At 63.9% G+C, this 15,830-nt stretch carries 16 protein-coding genes; 6 read left to right on the top strand and 10 right to left on the bottom strand.

Features of this window, described 5'->3' with window-relative positions:
* Positions 1–4: 4 nt before the first annotated feature.
* From Q9451_RS19885 to Q9451_RS19870, 4 genes are all read right to left on the bottom strand, one after another.
* The gene (locus Q9451_RS19885) at positions 5–2,434 is read right to left on the bottom strand and encodes a TonB-dependent receptor (RefSeq protein ID WP_012271717.1); all 2,430 of its coding nucleotides are present in this window, start codon (positions 2,432–2,434) and stop codon (positions 5–7) included.
* A gap of 93 nt (positions 2,435–2,527) precedes the next feature.
* Positions 2,528–3,502: a FecR family protein gene (locus Q9451_RS19880; RefSeq protein WP_012271718.1), complete on the bottom strand. Its 975-nt coding sequence runs from the start codon at positions 3,500–3,502 to the stop codon at positions 2,528–2,530.
* A complete protein-coding gene (locus tag Q9451_RS19875) occupies positions 3,499–4,005 on the bottom strand; it encodes a sigma-70 family RNA polymerase sigma factor (RefSeq protein ID WP_012271719.1) in 507 nt (168 codons plus the stop codon). The genes Q9451_RS19880 and Q9451_RS19875 overlap by 4 nt, the downstream gene beginning before the upstream one ends.
* Before the next feature lie 88 nt (positions 4,006–4,093).
* Positions 4,094–4,690, bottom strand: coding sequence for an NAD(P)H-dependent oxidoreductase (locus Q9451_RS19870; protein WP_012271720.1), 597 nt, complete (start codon positions 4,688–4,690; stop codon positions 4,094–4,096).
* Between the two features lie 92 nt (positions 4,691–4,782).
* Here Q9451_RS19870 and Q9451_RS19865 point away from each other — a divergent pair, with 92 nt between their 5' ends.
* The gene (locus tag Q9451_RS19865; RefSeq protein ID WP_012271721.1) at positions 4,783–5,379 is read left to right on the top strand and encodes a TetR/AcrR family transcriptional regulator; all 597 of its coding nucleotides are present in this window, start codon (positions 4,783–4,785) and stop codon (positions 5,377–5,379) included.
* Positions 5,380–5,428: 49 nt separating this feature from the next.
* On the opposite strand, the gene Q9451_RS19860 is transcribed toward Q9451_RS19865, so the two are convergent.
* Complete coding sequence (locus Q9451_RS19860) at positions 5,429–6,334, bottom strand: AraC family transcriptional regulator (RefSeq protein ID WP_012271722.1); 906 nt, start codon at positions 6,332–6,334, stop codon at positions 5,429–5,431.
* 181 nt (positions 6,335–6,515) lie between these two features.
* On the opposite strand from Q9451_RS19860, the gene calA reads away from it, so the two are divergent.
* Entirely contained in the window at positions 6,516–7,568 is a 1,053-nt protein-coding gene (gene calA, locus Q9451_RS19855; RefSeq protein ID WP_012271723.1) for a vanillin reductase, read from the top strand.
* A gap of 79 nt (positions 7,569–7,647) precedes the next feature.
* On the opposite strand, the gene Q9451_RS19850 is transcribed toward calA, so the two are convergent.
* A complete protein-coding gene (locus Q9451_RS19850; RefSeq protein ID WP_012271724.1) occupies positions 7,648–8,964 on the bottom strand; it encodes a hypothetical protein in 1,317 nt (438 codons plus the stop codon).
* Positions 8,965–9,168: 204 nt separating this feature from the next.
* Between Q9451_RS19850 and Q9451_RS19845 the strand changes: the two genes are divergently transcribed.
* Positions 9,169–10,368: a sugar transporter gene (locus Q9451_RS19845; RefSeq protein ID WP_012271725.1), complete on the top strand. Its 1,200-nt coding sequence runs from the start codon at positions 9,169–9,171 to the stop codon at positions 10,366–10,368.
* Between the two features lie 50 nt (positions 10,369–10,418).
* On the opposite strand, the gene Q9451_RS19840 is transcribed toward Q9451_RS19845, so the two are convergent.
* Genes Q9451_RS19840 through Q9451_RS19830 form a run of 3 tightly spaced genes read right to left on the bottom strand, consistent with a single transcriptional unit; the run spans position 10,419 to position 12,856 of the window.
* Positions 10,419–11,003 (bottom strand): LysE family transporter, encoded by a 585-nt coding sequence (locus Q9451_RS19840; protein ID WP_012271726.1) that lies wholly within the window; start codon positions 11,001–11,003, stop codon positions 10,419–10,421.
* Between the two features lie 50 nt (positions 11,004–11,053).
* Positions 11,054–11,884, bottom strand: coding sequence for an AraC family transcriptional regulator (locus Q9451_RS19835; RefSeq protein WP_080516246.1), 831 nt, complete (start codon positions 11,882–11,884; stop codon positions 11,054–11,056).
* A gap of 48 nt (positions 11,885–11,932) precedes the next feature.
* Positions 11,933–12,856 carry a LysR family transcriptional regulator gene (locus Q9451_RS19830; protein ID WP_041166461.1) on the bottom strand — a complete coding sequence of 308 codons (924 nt, stop codon included), beginning with the start codon at positions 12,854–12,856 and terminating at the stop codon, positions 11,933–11,935.
* Positions 12,857–12,959: 103 nt separating this feature from the next.
* Here Q9451_RS19830 and Q9451_RS19825 point away from each other — a divergent pair, with 103 nt between their 5' ends.
* The 3 genes from Q9451_RS19825 (at position 12,960) to Q9451_RS19815 (ending at position 14,606) form a co-directional block, all read left to right on the top strand.
* Positions 12,960–13,613: an oxygen-insensitive NAD(P)H-dependent nitroreductase NfsB gene (locus Q9451_RS19825; RefSeq protein WP_012271729.1), complete on the top strand. Its 654-nt coding sequence runs from the start codon at positions 12,960–12,962 to the stop codon at positions 13,611–13,613.
* Positions 13,614–13,722: 109 nt separating this feature from the next.
* A complete protein-coding gene (locus Q9451_RS19820) occupies positions 13,723–14,172 on the top strand; it encodes an antitoxin Xre/MbcA/ParS toxin-binding domain-containing protein (RefSeq protein WP_012271730.1) in 450 nt (149 codons plus the stop codon).
* On the top strand, positions 14,169–14,606 hold the full coding sequence (locus tag Q9451_RS19815; RefSeq protein ID WP_012271731.1) for an RES family NAD+ phosphorylase: 438 nt from the start codon (positions 14,169–14,171) through the stop codon (positions 14,604–14,606). The genes Q9451_RS19820 and Q9451_RS19815 overlap by 4 nt, the downstream gene beginning before the upstream one ends.
* A gap of 7 nt (positions 14,607–14,613) precedes the next feature.
* Here the strand turns inward: Q9451_RS19815 and Q9451_RS19810 are convergent, their stop codons facing one another.
* Entirely contained in the window at positions 14,614–15,768 is a 1,155-nt protein-coding gene (locus tag Q9451_RS19810) for an aminotransferase class V-fold PLP-dependent enzyme (protein WP_012271732.1), read from the bottom strand.
* Positions 15,769–15,830 lie beyond the last annotated feature (62 nt).

The raw sequence follows: 15,830 nt of genomic DNA, 5'->3' as shown, positions 1-15,830 counted from the left end.
GGGGTTAGAGCTCTGGGGTGTACTTGACCGTCAACAGGAAGTTACGCGGCTCGCCATAGTTGTTGCTGCCATTGAGCTGGTTGAAGCCTGCGACCCAGTACTTCTTGTCGAACAGGTTGTTGGCGTTGACGGCAACGTTCACTTCCGGGGTCAGCTGATAGGCCAGGCGCGCGCTCCACACCGTATAGCCCGGCACGGTGTAGGTGCGCTCGTAACCCAGGGTATGGCTTTGGGTGGTGAAGCCAAGGCCTGTACTCCAGCGCTGGCCGTCCAGTGGCAGCGTGTAATCGGCCCAGGCGCGCAGCATGTGTTTGGGTGTCCACTGGCTGAATGTGCGGCCTTTGTCGACAGGGTCTTCAAGGAATTTGGTGGTGTTGTAGGTGTAGCCTGCGAACAATTGCAGGCCACTCAGCACTTCACCGCTGATCTCGGCTTCGACACCCTGGCTGCGTACCTTGCCCGACGCTGTTGAACAGTACCAGTCATCGCAGGCGAACCCCGAGGTTGTATCGGTGACCGCGCGGTTTTCCTGATCGTAGCGGAACAGCGCGATCGAAGCGTTGACCCGGCCGTCAAGCAGTTCGCCCTTGAGGCCCGTTTCGTAGTTGCTGCCAATCACCGGTTTGAGCGGTGTATTGCCAACGGCGCGTTCGGTTTGCGGTACGAAGACGTCTGTGTAGCTTGCGTACCAGGCCCATTCGCGGGTCAGGTCGTAGACAAAACCTGCATACGGGGTGACCTCACCCGTTTCGGTCATGCGGCTGGTGGGGTTGACCTGGCCCGGGTTCAGCCCGCGGTACGTGGTGCTTGCGTAGCTGTAGTCGAACCAGCTGACGCGTGACCCGAGAATCAGCGTCAACCTGTCGGTCGGTTTGACGCGCCAGGCACCGTACAGTCCTTTCTGGCGAATATCATAGCCACTGCTTTCGTGGCGCCCGAAGGGCGCGGCAAGCAGGCTGTCACGGCTAGGCTCGGGGCGGTCATGGTCGATGTCGAAGATGCTGTCATTGCCACCAAAGGTGCGCCAGTAACCATCATCGCTGGTGAGCTTGGAGTAGTTGCCGCCAAAGGTCACTTCATGTGCTACGGGGCCTGTGTCGAAGTGGCCGACCACGTTCATGTCCAGGCCCAGCTTGGTGGAATGGAAGTCGGTGATCCAGTCTGCATACTCGACGCCACTGCCGTCAGGCTCAAGGCCTTCACCGACGGTCTGGGTGCGCTGGTGGGTCGACGTGTTGGTCTCGTCCATGCGCACTGCAGCGGCCTTGAAAGCCCAGTCCTCGTTGAAACGGTGCTCCAGGTCCAGGTAATAGGTGGTGACGTCGGTCTCGGCACGGCTCCAGCGAGCGCCGGTGTAGGTCGAGCGCGGTACGTCGACCGGCTTGCCCGTGGCGTAGCGGGGGATACCCCGCAGCATCGGTCGCGACTGCTGGCGGTTGTAGCTGATGCCAGCACCCACGGTAGTGGCGTCATTCAGGTCGATGTCCAGCGCGCCGTACAACGAATGCGATTTGCTCCACTGGTAGTCGATGAAGCTGTCGCTTTGGTCTTCGTCGGCCACGAGCCGTCCGCGAACACGGCCATCGGCGGTCAACGGGCCACCGGCGTCAAGCTGCAGGCCGTAATGGTCCCAGGAGCCAGCTTTGCCGGTGAGGGTAACGGTCGGGGTTGCCTGGCCGCGCTTGCGCACCAGGTTGATCGCGCCGCCGGGGCTACCTGTGCCCTGCAGCAGGCCTGAAGCACCGCGCAGGATCTCCACTCGGTCGAAGAACACCAGGTCCTGGGTTGCCCAGTTGCCCAGCGAATAGTTGTTTCGCGGAATCGGCACACCGTCGTACTGCCAGTCATCGATCTGGAAACCACGCGAGGTCACCACCACGCCAGGGCCAATGCCCTGCGCGCCGACAATGCCCGTGGTGTGGTTGAGCGCGTCCTGCAAATCGGTGATGCCCTGGTCATCCAGTTGCTTGCGCGTGATGACGGTGACCGACTGGGGGATCTCCTTGAGAGTGTGCGTGCCTTTGCCGAGGGTCACCGCACGGGCGGCATAGGAACCTGTGCCTTCGCTGGTTGCATCCACGTAGTTGTCGGTGATGCTGGTGCTGCCCAGCTCCATGACGTCGCCGCCCAGGCTGGCGGGGGCGACACTGAAATGCCCCTCGCTGGAAACCCGCAGCTGCAGGCCGCTGCCGGCCAGAGCAGCTTGCATGGCCTGTTCGGCACTCATCTGGCCGACCACGGCAGGTGCTTGCTTGCCGCGCACCAGTGCAGGCTCCAGCGCGATGATGTGGCCGCTTTGGCTGGCGATGCGGTTGAGCGTTTGAGCCAGGCTGGCGGGCGGCAGGTCGAACATCTGGGTTTGCGCCTGGGCTAGCACGTTGAAGCTGGCCAAGGCGGCGACCAGAGGCAGGGCGCGGGGCAAGGGGTTGTACACGGATTACTCCCGAATGAAGTGGCTGTCAGGAGGTATGTGGGACGAACAAAAAAAACTTGCCACCATTGCGAATGATTTTGATAAATATTTTTATCAAGAGGTTTTCAGGTCGATCAGCATCAGCCACGGGCCATAGCGTTCCACGCTGATTGGCAGCGCTTCGGCCAACGCCTTCAACGCCTGTTGTGGCTGGTCCAGAGGAAATACGCCTTGTACCCGCAGACCGCGTGCCGCGGGGGCGAGCCGAATGTAGCCACGCTGGTAGGGGCGCAGCGCGTCGACCACCTCATGCAGGGGCTGGTCGAGGACTTCCAGGCGGCCCTCCAGCCATGCAGCGCGTTGCTGTTGTTCGCCCGTCAGCCGTTCGAGGGTGTTACTGCGCAGCAGCGCGGCCTGCCCTTGCTGCAGCTCGGCCCATTGGCCATCGGCCAAACTGGCGCGGACACTGTGCTGCAGTACCACCACCCGGGTGGCATCTTCCTCCTGGCTGACCAGAAAGCGCGTTCCCAACGCCTGCACTTGCCCTTGCGCGGTGCGCACGCGCAGGGGACGCAGCGGGTCGCGCGCGACTTGGATCAGCAACTCACCGTGACGCAGCACCACAAGACGCTGCCCGGCATCGAACTGCACGTCGACCGCACTGGCGCTGTTCAGGCTCAGGCGACTGCCGTCCGCCAAAGTGAAGCTGCGTCGCTCGCCACGGCCTGTGTGCAAGTCGGCCAACCAGCCTTGGGCAGTGTCACTGCGCCATCCACCCCACAGCGCCGTGCCCAACAGCCCCAGGCTTGCCATGGCGCCCAGTACGTCACGCCGTGAGCGAGTCGGCTGCATCAGCAATCGGCGCGCCTCTGCGGCTTGGCCAGGGGCCCGTTGATCGAGGGCGTGCAATGCGGCGAGCGGATGGCCAAGGCGTTGTTCCAGGCGGTTCCAGGCCTGTTGATGAGCGGGGTCCTGCTGCAGCCAGAGCCTGACCCGTTGCAGCAGCGCTGCATCAGGCGTAGCGGCCCTGAGCTCGACCATCCAGTCGATGGCCTGCTCGCTGACCCGGTCGAGGGCTGGCCTGCTCATGCCTGCACCTCGCACAGGTAACATTGGCGAAGCGCCTGTTTCATGTAGCGGCTGACCGAGCGCTCGCTGATCTGCAGCTTTGCGGCGATGTCGGCGTAGTGCATGCCGTCGAGCTGGCTATAGAGGAAGGTGGCTTTGACGACCGCGGGCAAGCCGTCCAGTGCCTGATCGATGGTCACCAGAGCCTCGATCAGCAGCAGCTGCTCCTCGGCCGATGGCGCTACGGCCTCCGGCAGCCGCGCCAGATGTTCCAGATAGGCGTGCTCGAGCTGGCGACGACGGTGGCGGTCGAAGATCAGCCGGCGAGCAATGATGGTGAGGTAGGCGCGAGGCTGCTGAATGCTGTCTGGATCGACACGCGCGCCGAGCATCTGGCAGAACGTTTCGGCCGCGGTATCTTCGGCGTCGGCGTGGTTACGCAGGCGTTTGTGGATATGCTGGAGCAACCAGCGATGGTGGTCGCTGAAGAAAAAGCCCAGTTTACGGGTCGATGTGCTGTCCAACGCCTGGTATCCGGTCGTGAGTGAAAATCGTTCTCAATAGTAGCTGGGTCGTTTGATTTCCTGCAATGGGAAGGCACTCTCGTAGGGATCAGGCAGCGGCCTGAGATTCGGCAAACAGCTTTTTGCCCAAGGCGTTGGCGTGCTGCAAATGGCGAACCTGGCTGGGGCCTTCGCTGTCGTCCAACAAGGTCGAACCCAGTACTTCGGCGCCGCAGTAGTCGAAGATGCCGTGCTCGATCTGCACGCGCATGGCCTCGGCATAGCCATGCCGATCGAAGGTACCGCTGTCGGCGCCGGCAACACCGACCAGGTGCACCTTCATGCCGCGCAGCTTCTTGACGCTAACGCCCCCTTCGTAGTCGAACGCCCAACCATTGCTGAATACCCGCTCGACCCACCCTTTGAGCAAAGCCGGCAACGACCACCAATAGATGGGGAAAACCAGTACCAGGGCATCGGCGCGGTCGATGCGCGCCTGCTCCTTCAGTACGTCAGCCGGTGGCGCTGCCTGGCGGCGGTGCACCGCGTGATCGGCCAGGCCAAAGCGTGGGTCGAAACCTTCACTGGCCAGGTCGGCGATTTCGCCAGTGTGCCCAGCACTGGCAAGGCCTTCGGCGACTTGGCGGGCAAGGGCGTGAGTGAGGGATTGCGGGTCGTGATGACCGACGACGATCAAGGCGTGCATGGTGGGTTCTCCAAGACGGGATGCGGAATGACCCTGAGCGCTATATACTCGAGGTAAGTTACGTTTAGTAAGTTGCTTTTGGTAGGTAAGCAATGTCAAGCGACGATCGCACCCCGGTGCGCAAACGGCTGAACCGCGACGAACGCCGCAGGCAGTTGCTGGATGTGGCCTGGCAACTGGTGGGTGTGGAGGGGACGGATGCCCTGAGCCTGGGGCGCCTGGCCGAACAGGCTGGGGTAACCAAGCCGGTGGTCTATGACCATTTCGATACCCGCACCGGGCTGCTGGTGGCGCTGTACCAGGAATACGATGCGCGTCAGTCGCAGATGCTGGCGCAGGCCCTGGCCAACTGCGAAGACAGCCTGGTCAGCCGAGCCCAGGTGATTGCCGAGGCCTACGTGGACTGCGTGATGAGCCAGGGCCGGGAAATACCGGGTGTGTCGGCAGCGCTGGCCGGGTCGCCGGAAATGGAAGCGCTGAAACGGGCATATGAGCAGCCGTTTCTGGACAAGTGCCGCGAAGCGTTGGCCGGTTTTTCGCCCAGCGGCAATGTGGGGGTTGCCGGCATGCGCCTGCTGGTGGGGGCGGCGGATGCGCTGTCCCAGGCGGCTGCAGCAGGGGAGTTGGAGGCCGGGCAGGCCAAGGCCGAGCTCAAGGCCGCAATTATCGCTATGGTAGAGCGGCAGTGAAGGCCTGAGTTCGTGGGGGAGGCGCAAAGCGGCCACGAGGCCCATCCCGTCAAACTGGCAAGCTCTGGTACGGCAGTTCATCCCCTGGGCTGCGCTCGAACTGGCGCTTGTACTCGCGGCTGAACTGCGACGTGCTCTGATAGCCCACCCGGTGCGCGGCCTGCGCCACCCCCAGGCCTTCGCCAATCAGCATCTGCTGCGCTTTCAGCAGGCGTAAGCGCTTCAAGTACTGCATCGGCGCCATGTCGGTGCAGCGCTTGAAGTGTTCATGGAAGGTAGAAACACTCATGTTGGCCCGCGTGGCCAGTGCCTCCACGCTCAGCGGCTCGGCGTAGTGCTCGCGCAGGTGGGTGAGGGCTGCGCCGATGCGGGCGAAGTGCCCCTGTTGCTCCACCAGTGCTCGCAACACACCGGCCTGCGGGCCGCGCAGCGCGGTATACAGCACCTCGCGTACGCGCCCCGGGCCCAGCACCTTGGCGTCCAGCGGGTCCTGCAGGCAATGCAGCAGCCGTTCCACACTGTCGCGCATTGGCGCATCCAGTGCTGCCGAGGTCATCGATTGCGGTGTTTGGGCCTGTACTGCAGCGTCCGGCACCATGTCCATGCTCTGCACCAGTTCACCCAGCACGCCACGGTCGATGTCCACCGCCACGCCCAGCAATGGCGCGTCAGGGGTGGCGAAGGTTTCGCACATGAACGGCACCGACAACGCCTGCACCAGGTAATGCCCGGCGCCGTACTCCAGAGTGCGTGGCCCCAGCCGCGCCAGCTTGCTGCCCTGGGCCAGGATCATCAGGCTGGGTTCGTAGATCTGTGGGCTGCTGGCGACATAGTGGTCCCAGCTCAGCACCTGCACCTGGGGCAGGCGTGTAGGTACGAAGCCCGGGCGTGTGGCGAGGGTGCGGATGAGCGCGCAGAGCGGCGCATTGGCGTCGACGTGGCGGGTCAGTTGCATGGTGAACCAAGGGCAGAGAATCAGACAGCTTAATCATCGCAGACTGGTGGCGTGGCGCTAGATGCTGGGTGGCATCTTCGGAGGATCAGGCATGCATGCCGGAGAATCAGCCGTGGGCGAGGCGGCAGGCGACGCGCAGAATGCGTCGCCTGAATCGTTTCACTTAAATGCGAGGTCCTGCATGTACACCGCCATCGGCTACGCCGCCCAAACCCCCACCAGCCCCCTGGCCCCCATGACCTTCGAGCGCCGCAGCCCGCGCCCGGACGACGTCGCCATCGAGATCCTGTACTGCGGTGTGTGCCACTCCGACATCCATCAGGCGCGCAACGAATGGGGCATTGCCGTGTACCCGCTGATGCCTGGCCACGAGATCATCGGCCGGGTTACAGCGGTGGGCGACAACGTCACTGCGCACAAGGTCGGTGACCTGGTCGGCGTCGGCTGCATGGTCGATTCGTGCCGCACCTGTGAAGCCTGCGCCAAGGACCTGGAGCAATATTGCCTGGAAGGCCCGACCATGACCTACGCCACCCCGGACCGGGTCGATGGCAGCAACACCATGGGCGGTTACTCCAGCAGCATCGTGGTCAGCGAGCATTTCGTGGTACGCATCCCGGCCGGCATGGACCTGCCCAGCGCTGCACCTATTCTGTGCGCCGGCATTACCACTTACTCGCCACTCAAACATCACGGCGTCGGCCCGGGCCACAAGGTCGGCATTCTCGGCATGGGCGGCCTGGGCCACATGGGTATCAAGCTTGCCAAGGCCCTGGGTGCGCAAGTGACCTTGTTCACTCGCTCCCAGGCCAAGGCCGAGGAAGCCCGCCGCCAGGGTGCCGACCATGTGATCGTGTCCACCGATGTCGAGCAGATGCGCGCCGCTGCTGGCCGCTTCGATTTCCTGCTCGATACCATTCCGGTGCAGCACGACCTCAACCCGTACCTGGAAACCCTGAAGTTCGATGGCGTGCACATCCTGGTCGGGCTGATCGAACCGATCGACCCGGCGGTGCATGCAGCCAACCTGGTGATGAAGCGCCGAGTACTGGCGGGGTCGTTGATCGGTGGCATCGCCGAGACCCAGGAAGTGCTGGACTTTTGCGCTGAGCACGGTATCCGTTGCGATATCGAGATGCTGGATATCCGCAATATCAACCAGGCGTATGAGCGGATGATCGCCGGTGACGTGAAGTACCGGTTCGTGATCGACATGGCCACGTTGCACGGCTGATCGATCGGTTGCCTGTACTGGCCTATTCGCGGGGGCACCCGCGAGGAGGCCAGTACAGGCAACATGAATGATCGGTCTTTTACCAGGCCATCGCCTTGTCCCAACCCTTCCAGAACAACCACCGCCGCACTTCGCCGTGTGCTCCGGTACCGATCTGCCACTCGGGCCGCCCGCTCTCCAGCGCAATTACCGACACAACCCCCGCATGGCTTGCCGCCACCAGTGTTCGCCCGTCGGCACTGATGTCCATCGCACTGATGGTCGACCCCAGGTAGTGCTGCCAATGCTCCTCGCCATCTTCGCCAAATGCCCGCAGGTACCCGTAGGCATCACCCACGATGTACTCGCCATCGCGCACCACCCCGGCGTACACCCGTGCGCCATCCTGCACCAGCGGGGTGCGTGGGTCCTGGCTGTAGTAGTCGGTATCCAGGCCGGGCAAGTCCGCCACCCTGACCGCCAGCGTGGCGCCGCTGTAGAAATGGCAGGCATTGACGATCAACTGGTCACCGGTGCGGTTGAACAAAGCAAAGTGCGGGTATTCGCTGCCTGGGCCGATGTGTGCCAGCGGCCTGAGCTGATCGTCGAGGACCAGGTGCCGGCTGCCTTGCTCACCCACCACGATCAAGCCGCCATCTGCCGACACCGCGCCATGCTCCATGCTCAGCCCCAGGTTGATGTCGTCTGGCTCGGTACCTTCGGCCAGCTCATCGAGCACGCGCGTCTGCTGCGGCAGCAGGCGCGTTGCACCTTGACCGGCCAGCACGAAGATACCTTCGGCACTCACCAGCAGCACGCGTTGGCCGTCCGGGAAGGGGATAAGCGCGGTGGGTGTGGGCGGCAGGTCGAACGGCTCGAACGGGTAGCCCGGCGGCAACCCCTCCAGCCCGGTTGGCCAGGCCAGACGGCGCACCTGCGGGCCACCCCAGCCATCGGTCACACGTATGCCCTCGGCATTGGCCAGGGCGAAGTAGCGCCGGGCCGGGCAGCGGCCAAAGTGTTCGATACCGATGACCGGGGTTACCCCATGGTGGTCGATACGCACCACCTGGCCTTTGTCGTACGGCATGCCGATGCGTGCCAGCAGGCTGCCATCCTCCAGCAGCAAAACATTGCTGATGCCTTGGGCGTGGTCTTCGAGCAACGGTACCAGGGGATGGTGCGCGGGGGGCCAGGCCTCACGGAAGGCCCGGCGCTGCTGTTCGTCGACACCTGGGCAGTTGGCTGCCTGCAGGGCTGCCAACCAGGCGTCGAGCAGGTGCCTGGTGGCTGGCGCCTGCGGTTCTTCGAGGTTGTCCCAGCCTTGCGCACGGCCTTGCGCGACGTAGTCGTTGACGGCCTGGGCGTAGGCGGTAACCGCCTGCTGCCATTGCTGCTGGGGGTGCTGCTTGTCCATGAGCGGATCGGGCTCCTTGTCGCACACGCGTTTCACACAAAGCGCGCATGGTACTCCTTCTACCTGCCTCGCGGTTGTGAGGCCCCGGCTTGACGCGTACCATGCCGGGCATTCCTGTCAATAACAACGCGCACGTTGGCACCCCGGCAAGCGGGTGGCTGGCGTGCGACCTGTTGCCTGTCTGCGGAGAAGCACTTTCCACCCATGAACGGACCCACACCTACCCACATATCGCCCGCAACGGGCAGCGGCAGCTGGCTTAGCGTGATCGCCCTGGCCTTGGCGGCCTTCATCTTCAACACCACCGAGTTCGTTCCGGTGGCGTTGCTCAGCGACATTGGCCGCAGCTTCGACATGAGCACCGCCCAGGTGGGCCTGATGCTGACCATCTACGCCTGGGTGGTGGCGCTGGCCTCGCTGCCGATGATGCTGCTGACCCGCAACATCGAACGGCGGCGTCTGCTGCTGTTCGTGTTCCTGGTGTTCATCGTCAGCCATTTGCTGTCTTGGTTGTCGCAAAGCTTTGCCATGCTGCTGGTCAGCCGTATCGGCATTGCCCTGGCGCATGCGGTGTTCTGGGCCATCACCGCTTCGCTGGCGGTGCGTGTGGCGCCACCAGGGCAGCAGGCCAAGGCGCTGGGCCTGTTGGCCACCGGTACTACCCTGGCCATGGTCCTGGGTATTCCGCTGGGCCGCGTGGTAGGCGAGGCGTTGGGCTGGCGCATCACGTTCCTGAGCATCGCCGGGGTGGCGCTGGCCACCATGCTGTGCCTGATGAAATCGCTGCCGCTGCTGCCCAGCCAGAACTCCGGCTCGTTGCGCAGCCTGCCGATCCTGTTCAAGCGCCCGGCGCTGGTGATCACCTACCTGCTGGTGACGCTGGTGATTACCGCGCAGTTCACTGCCTACAGCTACATTGAACCGTTTGCACTGCACGTGGCGCAGATTGGCGGTGAGCGCACCACGCTGGTGTTGTTGCTGTTCGGCGGTGCGGGGGTATTCGGCTCGTTGCTGTTCAGCCGCTACAGCGACCGTTTCCCCCATGGCTTCCTGGTAGGCTCGATCGGCTTGCTCGCCGCGTGCCTGTTGCTGTTGCTGCCGCTCTCGGGCAACTTCTACGCGTTTGCGGCGCTGAGCATGTTCTGGGGTGTGGCGATCCTCAGCTTCAGCCTGTCGCTGCAGTCCAAGACGCTGAAGCTGGCGTCGGATGCCACCGATGTGGCCATGGCGCTGTTCTCGGGTATCTACAACATCGGCATTGGTGGTGGTGCGCTGCTGGGCAGTATTGTCAGCAGCCAGATGGACGTGGCGAATATTGGCCTGGTGGGCGGTAGCGTGGCGGTGGTCGGGCTGGTGCTGGCCGTTGCCAGCACTCGGCGCTTCCGTGAGGCGCTGACACGCTGACCCCCAGGCCAGCGCTCCCACATGTCCCGCCCAGGCCTGTGGGAGAGCGCTCAAGCCAGGACGGCAGCCCATGCAGAGATCAATAGCGCCCCCGCCAACACCTGGTTGAACACCTGTAGCCGCCGTGGCGCCTGCAACCACCGGGCGCTACCCACCCCCAGCATCGCCCACGCCGCCATGCACGGCAGGGCGATCAGCAAAAACACCAGCGCCAGCAGCCACACCGGCAACGACGGTGCGGCAAAGACCCCGACCACCGCCACGGCCATCAACCAAACCTTGGGGTTCACCACCTGCAACGAGGCAGCGCTGAGCGCACTGAAGCCTTGTGCTGTGGCCGTCTGCAGCGGGGCGGCGGCACTGCGCAGCATCTTCCACGCCAGCCAGCTCAGCCACAGCACTCCGGCCCAGCTCATCAGCTGTTGGGCCAATGGGTGACGCAGCAACAGCTCGCCCAGCCCCAGACCAACCAGTAGCACGATCGCGGCCGCCGCACCGCAGGCTGCCACGATCGGCGCTAGGCTTGCGCGCAGGCCCACGCGCGCGCCATGAGCCAGGATCAACAAGTTGGTCGGCCCCGGGCTGATGCTGGACACCAGGGCAAAGAGGAAGAAGGGCAGCAACGACTGCGACATGGTTCAAGGCTCCGTGAAATCGAAGCACCATGCTCGCCGCCCGCCGGCATTCAGTCTGGAAGGTTTGAGCAGCGCCTGCGGTAGTCGGCGGGGGTTAGCCGATAGGCGCGGCGGAACCAGCGGCCCAAGTGGCTCTGGTCGGCAAAGCCCAACGCCACGGCCACTTCGGCAGGGGTCTGGCCTTGGGCGAGCAGGCGCCGCGCCCGTGCCAGGCGCAGCTGGATCAGGTAGGCATGCGGTGCAATGCCGAATGCGGCCTTGAACGCACGGGTCAGGCGAAAGCGGTCGATGCCGCAGGCGTGGGCCAAGTCTTCCAGGCCGATGTCACGCTCCAGGTTGGCGTGCAGGTAGTCCCGTGCGCGCTGTGCCGTCAGCGGCAGGCGCGGGTCGGGGTTGATGCGCCGGCGCCAGTGCAGGTGGCGGGTCAGGCAGGCCAGCAGGTCGTCCATGGCCGTTTGCCGGACGATGCGCAAGTCCTGCGTGTGCACGGCCTGGAAGGCGAGGGCGGTGGCCTGGGCCAGGCGTTCGTCATGGCACAGGGTATCGGCAAAACTGGGCAGGCTGTCGTCCGGTGCGTGCTCGAACTGCGCCCGCAGCTGTTGGTCGAGCCAAGCGGACTCCAGGTACAGCGTTGAATAGGTGAAGCCTTCATCGGTAGGCGCCAGCCCATCGTGGATGTCGCCAGGCTCGAGCAGAAATACCTGCCCCGGCGTGCTGCGGTGGCGCACCCGGCGGCAGTTGAACTGCTGCACACCCTGTTCGGTGACGCCGACCAGGAAGCTGTCGTGCCAGTGCGGGTCGTAGGCATGCCCGACGAAATGCGCACGGACCGACTCGATGCCGGTGTCGGCGTCTTGCTTGAGGTCGATCCAGTTGCTCATGTACATGCGCCGTCGGGGTAAATGGCTACCTTAGCGCAACACTCCGGCTCAGTCTGGAACGATTGTGCAGCCGTTGGTCAGGGCACGGTTGCGCAGGGCCTCGAAGCGCTCGCGCAGCCACAGGTGCAGTTGCGAAACCGCAGGTGTGAGCTGCTTGCGATGCGGGCAGACCAAGGTGACCGGGGTGGGCTCGCCGAGCATTTCGGGCAGCACGATTTCCAGTTCACCGGCCGCGATGTTGGCGCTGACATCCAGCCACGACTTATAGACGATGCCTTCGCCTTGAATGGCCAGGCGTCGGATGACATCGGCATCGTCGCTGACCAGCGGCCCACGCACCTGCACGGTGCGGTTGCCCAACCGCCATTTGTCGTACACCCGGTTGTGTTGCATGTACAACAGGCAGGCGTGCTGCTGCAGCGCGTCGGGGGTGAGCGGGCGGCCGTGGCGGGCCAGGTAGTCGGGCGAGGCGACCAGCACCCTGCGATTCCAGTCGGCCAATGGCAGGGCGATGTAGTTGGCATCCTGGTTGAGGCCATAGCGGATGGCCACATCCACCGGGTCGCGGTTAAGGTCGGCAATCTGGTCTGACAGGAAGAAGCGAAGCTGCAATGCCGGGTGCTCGCGGCGGAAGGCACTGAGCCAAGGCAGCAGCATGTTGCGGCCCAGGTCGGAAGGCGCCGATACCTGCAGGGTGCCGCGCAGGGTATTGGGGTTGCCATGCAGGTCCTCATGGCCCTGGCGCAGGCTCTCCAGCACATTCAGCGCGGTTGGCAGGTAGCGCTCGCCCTCGGCGGTCAGGCGCAGGCTGCGGGTGGTGCGGGCGAACAGGCGTACATCCAGGTCGCGCTCCAGGCGCTTGATCGCGGCAGCCACCTGGCCCGGTAGCAGGCCTGCTTCATGGGCCGCTGCAGTGAAGCTGCCCAGCACACTGCTGCGGGCGAACAATTCGAGATCAGTGATGCGCAGCATTTTCATTCCAGGGATGAAAGTGTTGCTGCATTGTGCCGGTTTTTCTTTTCTACCGGAAAGATAAGATGCACGGCACATCCACTGTTCATACCGGAGTTCTTGCATGGATACCGTCTCGCTGGCCAAGCGCCGCTACACCACCAAAGCTTACGATGCCTCGCGCCGTATTCCCCAGGCCACTGTCGATGCCCTGCTCGAGCAACTGCGCCACAGCCCGTCGTCGGTCAATTCCCAGCCCTGGCATTTCATCGTCGCCGATACTGCCGAAGGCAAGGCTCGCCTGGCAAAGAGCACCACGGACGGTTATGCCTACAACTCGCCGAAGCTCCTTGATGCTTCGCATGTGATCGTGTTCTGCACCCGCACCGAAATGACCGAAGCGCACCTGAACACGGTGCTCGACCAAGAGGCTGCCGATGGTCGTTTCCGTGACGAGCAAGCGCGTGCCGGGCAAAACCAAAGCCGCCGGCACTACGTCAACCTGCACCGTTACGACCACAAGGACGTGCAGCACTGGATGGAAAAACAAACCTACCTGGCCTTGGGCACGGCGTTGCTGGGGGCTGCGGCGCATGGTTTGGATGCAACGCCGATCGAAGGCTTTGACAGCAAGATCCTCGACGCCGAATTGGGGCTGCGTGAGCGTGGGTTTACCAGCGTGGTGATCCTCAGCCTGGGTTACCGCAGTGAGACGGACTTCAATGCCGGGCTGAACAAGTCGCGCCTGCCGGCGTCGCAAGTCTTCACGTTCCTGTGAGATTGCAGGGGGCGCAAAGCGCCCCTGACTCGCCCGGGTGGCCGGGCAAACTGGCAATGATTCGGCATATACCGCATACTTGTCGGCAAACGCCGATAAGGAGCATGCCATGCTTGCCGAAGTGCTTCGCGACAACGGTTACCATGAGTACCGGGCGCGTTTGAACGCGCTGCTGGAAATCCCCGAGCTTGCCAGTGACTTTGAAATCCACACCCGCATCACCCATGGTTTTGCCGCCACCTGGCTGGTAAAGCTGACCGAGCGTGGTGTGCTCACGCCGGTGGAGCGCGACCAGATCATTCCCCTGCGCACCCTGAAAACCCGCATTGAGCGCGACCAGCCGTTGACCGTGGATGAAAGCGACCGTCTGTTCCGCTCGGCCCACATCACCGCCATGGCCGAAGCCGTGTTCGGCGAGGCGGACAAGGCCAAACGTTGGTTGTCCAAGCCCAAGGAGCGCTTTTCGGGGCTCACCCCGATGCAGATGCTTACCACCCAGCAAGGCACCACTCAGGTTGAAGAGATGCTGCTGCAGATTGCCGAGGGCTTTGGCCTGTGATTCTGTGGCGTATCAGCGCCTACGCAGACTTGAGCGGCACGGGAGGCTTGCGGGTAAGCGGCCGTTGGCACCAGGCGGGCCGGCCGGTGGTATATGCCGCCACCAGCCCTCCAGGGGCGATGCTCGAGGTGTTGGTGCACCTGGAGATCGACCCTGAGGATTTCCCCACTACCCTGCGCCTGATCCGCATCGAATTGCCCGACACGGTTTCACAAGCGCGGTTACCCACCTTGCAGCCAGGCTGGTCCGCTCAGCCGGAGTTGACCCGGGCACTGGGCAATCGCTTTCTGGATGACTGTTCGGCATTGTTGTTGCCGGTGCCGAGCGCGATCATGCCCAGTACCACCAACTACCTGTTCAACCCACGGCACCCGCAGGCGCAGAGCGCGAAAATACAGGTCGAGGATTTCACCCCGGACAGCCGCTTGTTCTAGTGCCTGTTCACCACAGCGCCGCCGATGCCGTCGTCAGCACCCGACCGAACACTTCGACAGCCTTGTCCACTTCAGCGTCGGTGCTGAAGCGGCCGATGCTCAAGCGCACGCTATTGCGTGCCTGGCGCTCATCCAGCCCCAGTGCCAGCAGCACATGGGAGGCGGCGTTACTCGCCGAGTTGCAGGCCGAGGTGGTCGACAAGGCCAGCTCGCCGGCCAGTGCCGCACTGTTGAAGCCCTTGCTGTCGATGCACAGGTTCAGCGTATGGGGTATGCGGTGGGTGACGCAGCCGTTCAGGGTGACGCCGGGTAAAGCCAGCAGGCCTTCGCGCAGGCGTGCAGCCAGTTGCTCAAGGCGCTGGTGCTCGCTGTCGCCAGGCTGGCCGGCCAGGGCAAAGGCGCTGCCCATGCCAGCAATCTGATGGGTCGCCAGGGTGCCGGAGCGCAGGCCCTGTTCATGGCCGCCGCCGTGCATCTGCGCGCGCATCAGCGTACGGGCGCGTGGCCCGACATACAGCGCGCCGATGCCTTTTGGCCCATAGACCTTGTGCGCCGAGAATGACATCAAGTCCACGCTCATCGCATTCAGGTCGATGACCAGCTTGCCCACAGCTTGCGCGGCGTCTACGTGCAACAGGGCACCGTGGGCACGCACCTGCTCGCCAATTGCGGCAACGTCGGTGACCGTGCCCAGTTCGTTGTTGACCGCCATCAGCGATACCAGGCGGGTATCGGCGCGCAATGCTGCCTGCACGCTGGCGGGCTGGATCAGGCCGGCGGCATCCGGCGCCAGGCGGGTAACGGCCCAGCCTTGGCGCTCCAGTTCGGCCACCGTGTCGAGCACGGCCTTATGCTCCAGCTGGCTGGTGATCAGGTGGCCGGGCTGGCCGATGCCTTGGGCAATGCCTTTGAGTGCCAAGTTGTTGGACTCGGTCGCGCCCGAGGTCCACACCAGGTTTTCGGCCTGCGCGCCGACGCGCTCGGCCACTTGTTGGCGAGCCTGCTGCACGGTGTGACGGGCGGCTTGGCCGAAGGCGTGGCCACTGGACGCCGGGTTGCCGAAGTTGGCTTGGTTACCCAGGCAGGCGAGCATGGTTTCGATGACCCGGTCGTCGACTGGGGTAGTGGCGGCGTAATCGAAGTAGAGTGGGGCGCTAGGCATTGGGGCGGGTCCGTGTCAGTTGCCATGAAATCGGCGATCGTTGACCTAAGCGTACCCGCCAG

This window comes from Pseudomonas sp. NY8896 (assembly GCF_039634505.1).
The sequence above is the reverse complement of the archived record's forward strand: the minus strand, read 5'-3'. Positions and strand labels throughout refer to the sequence as shown.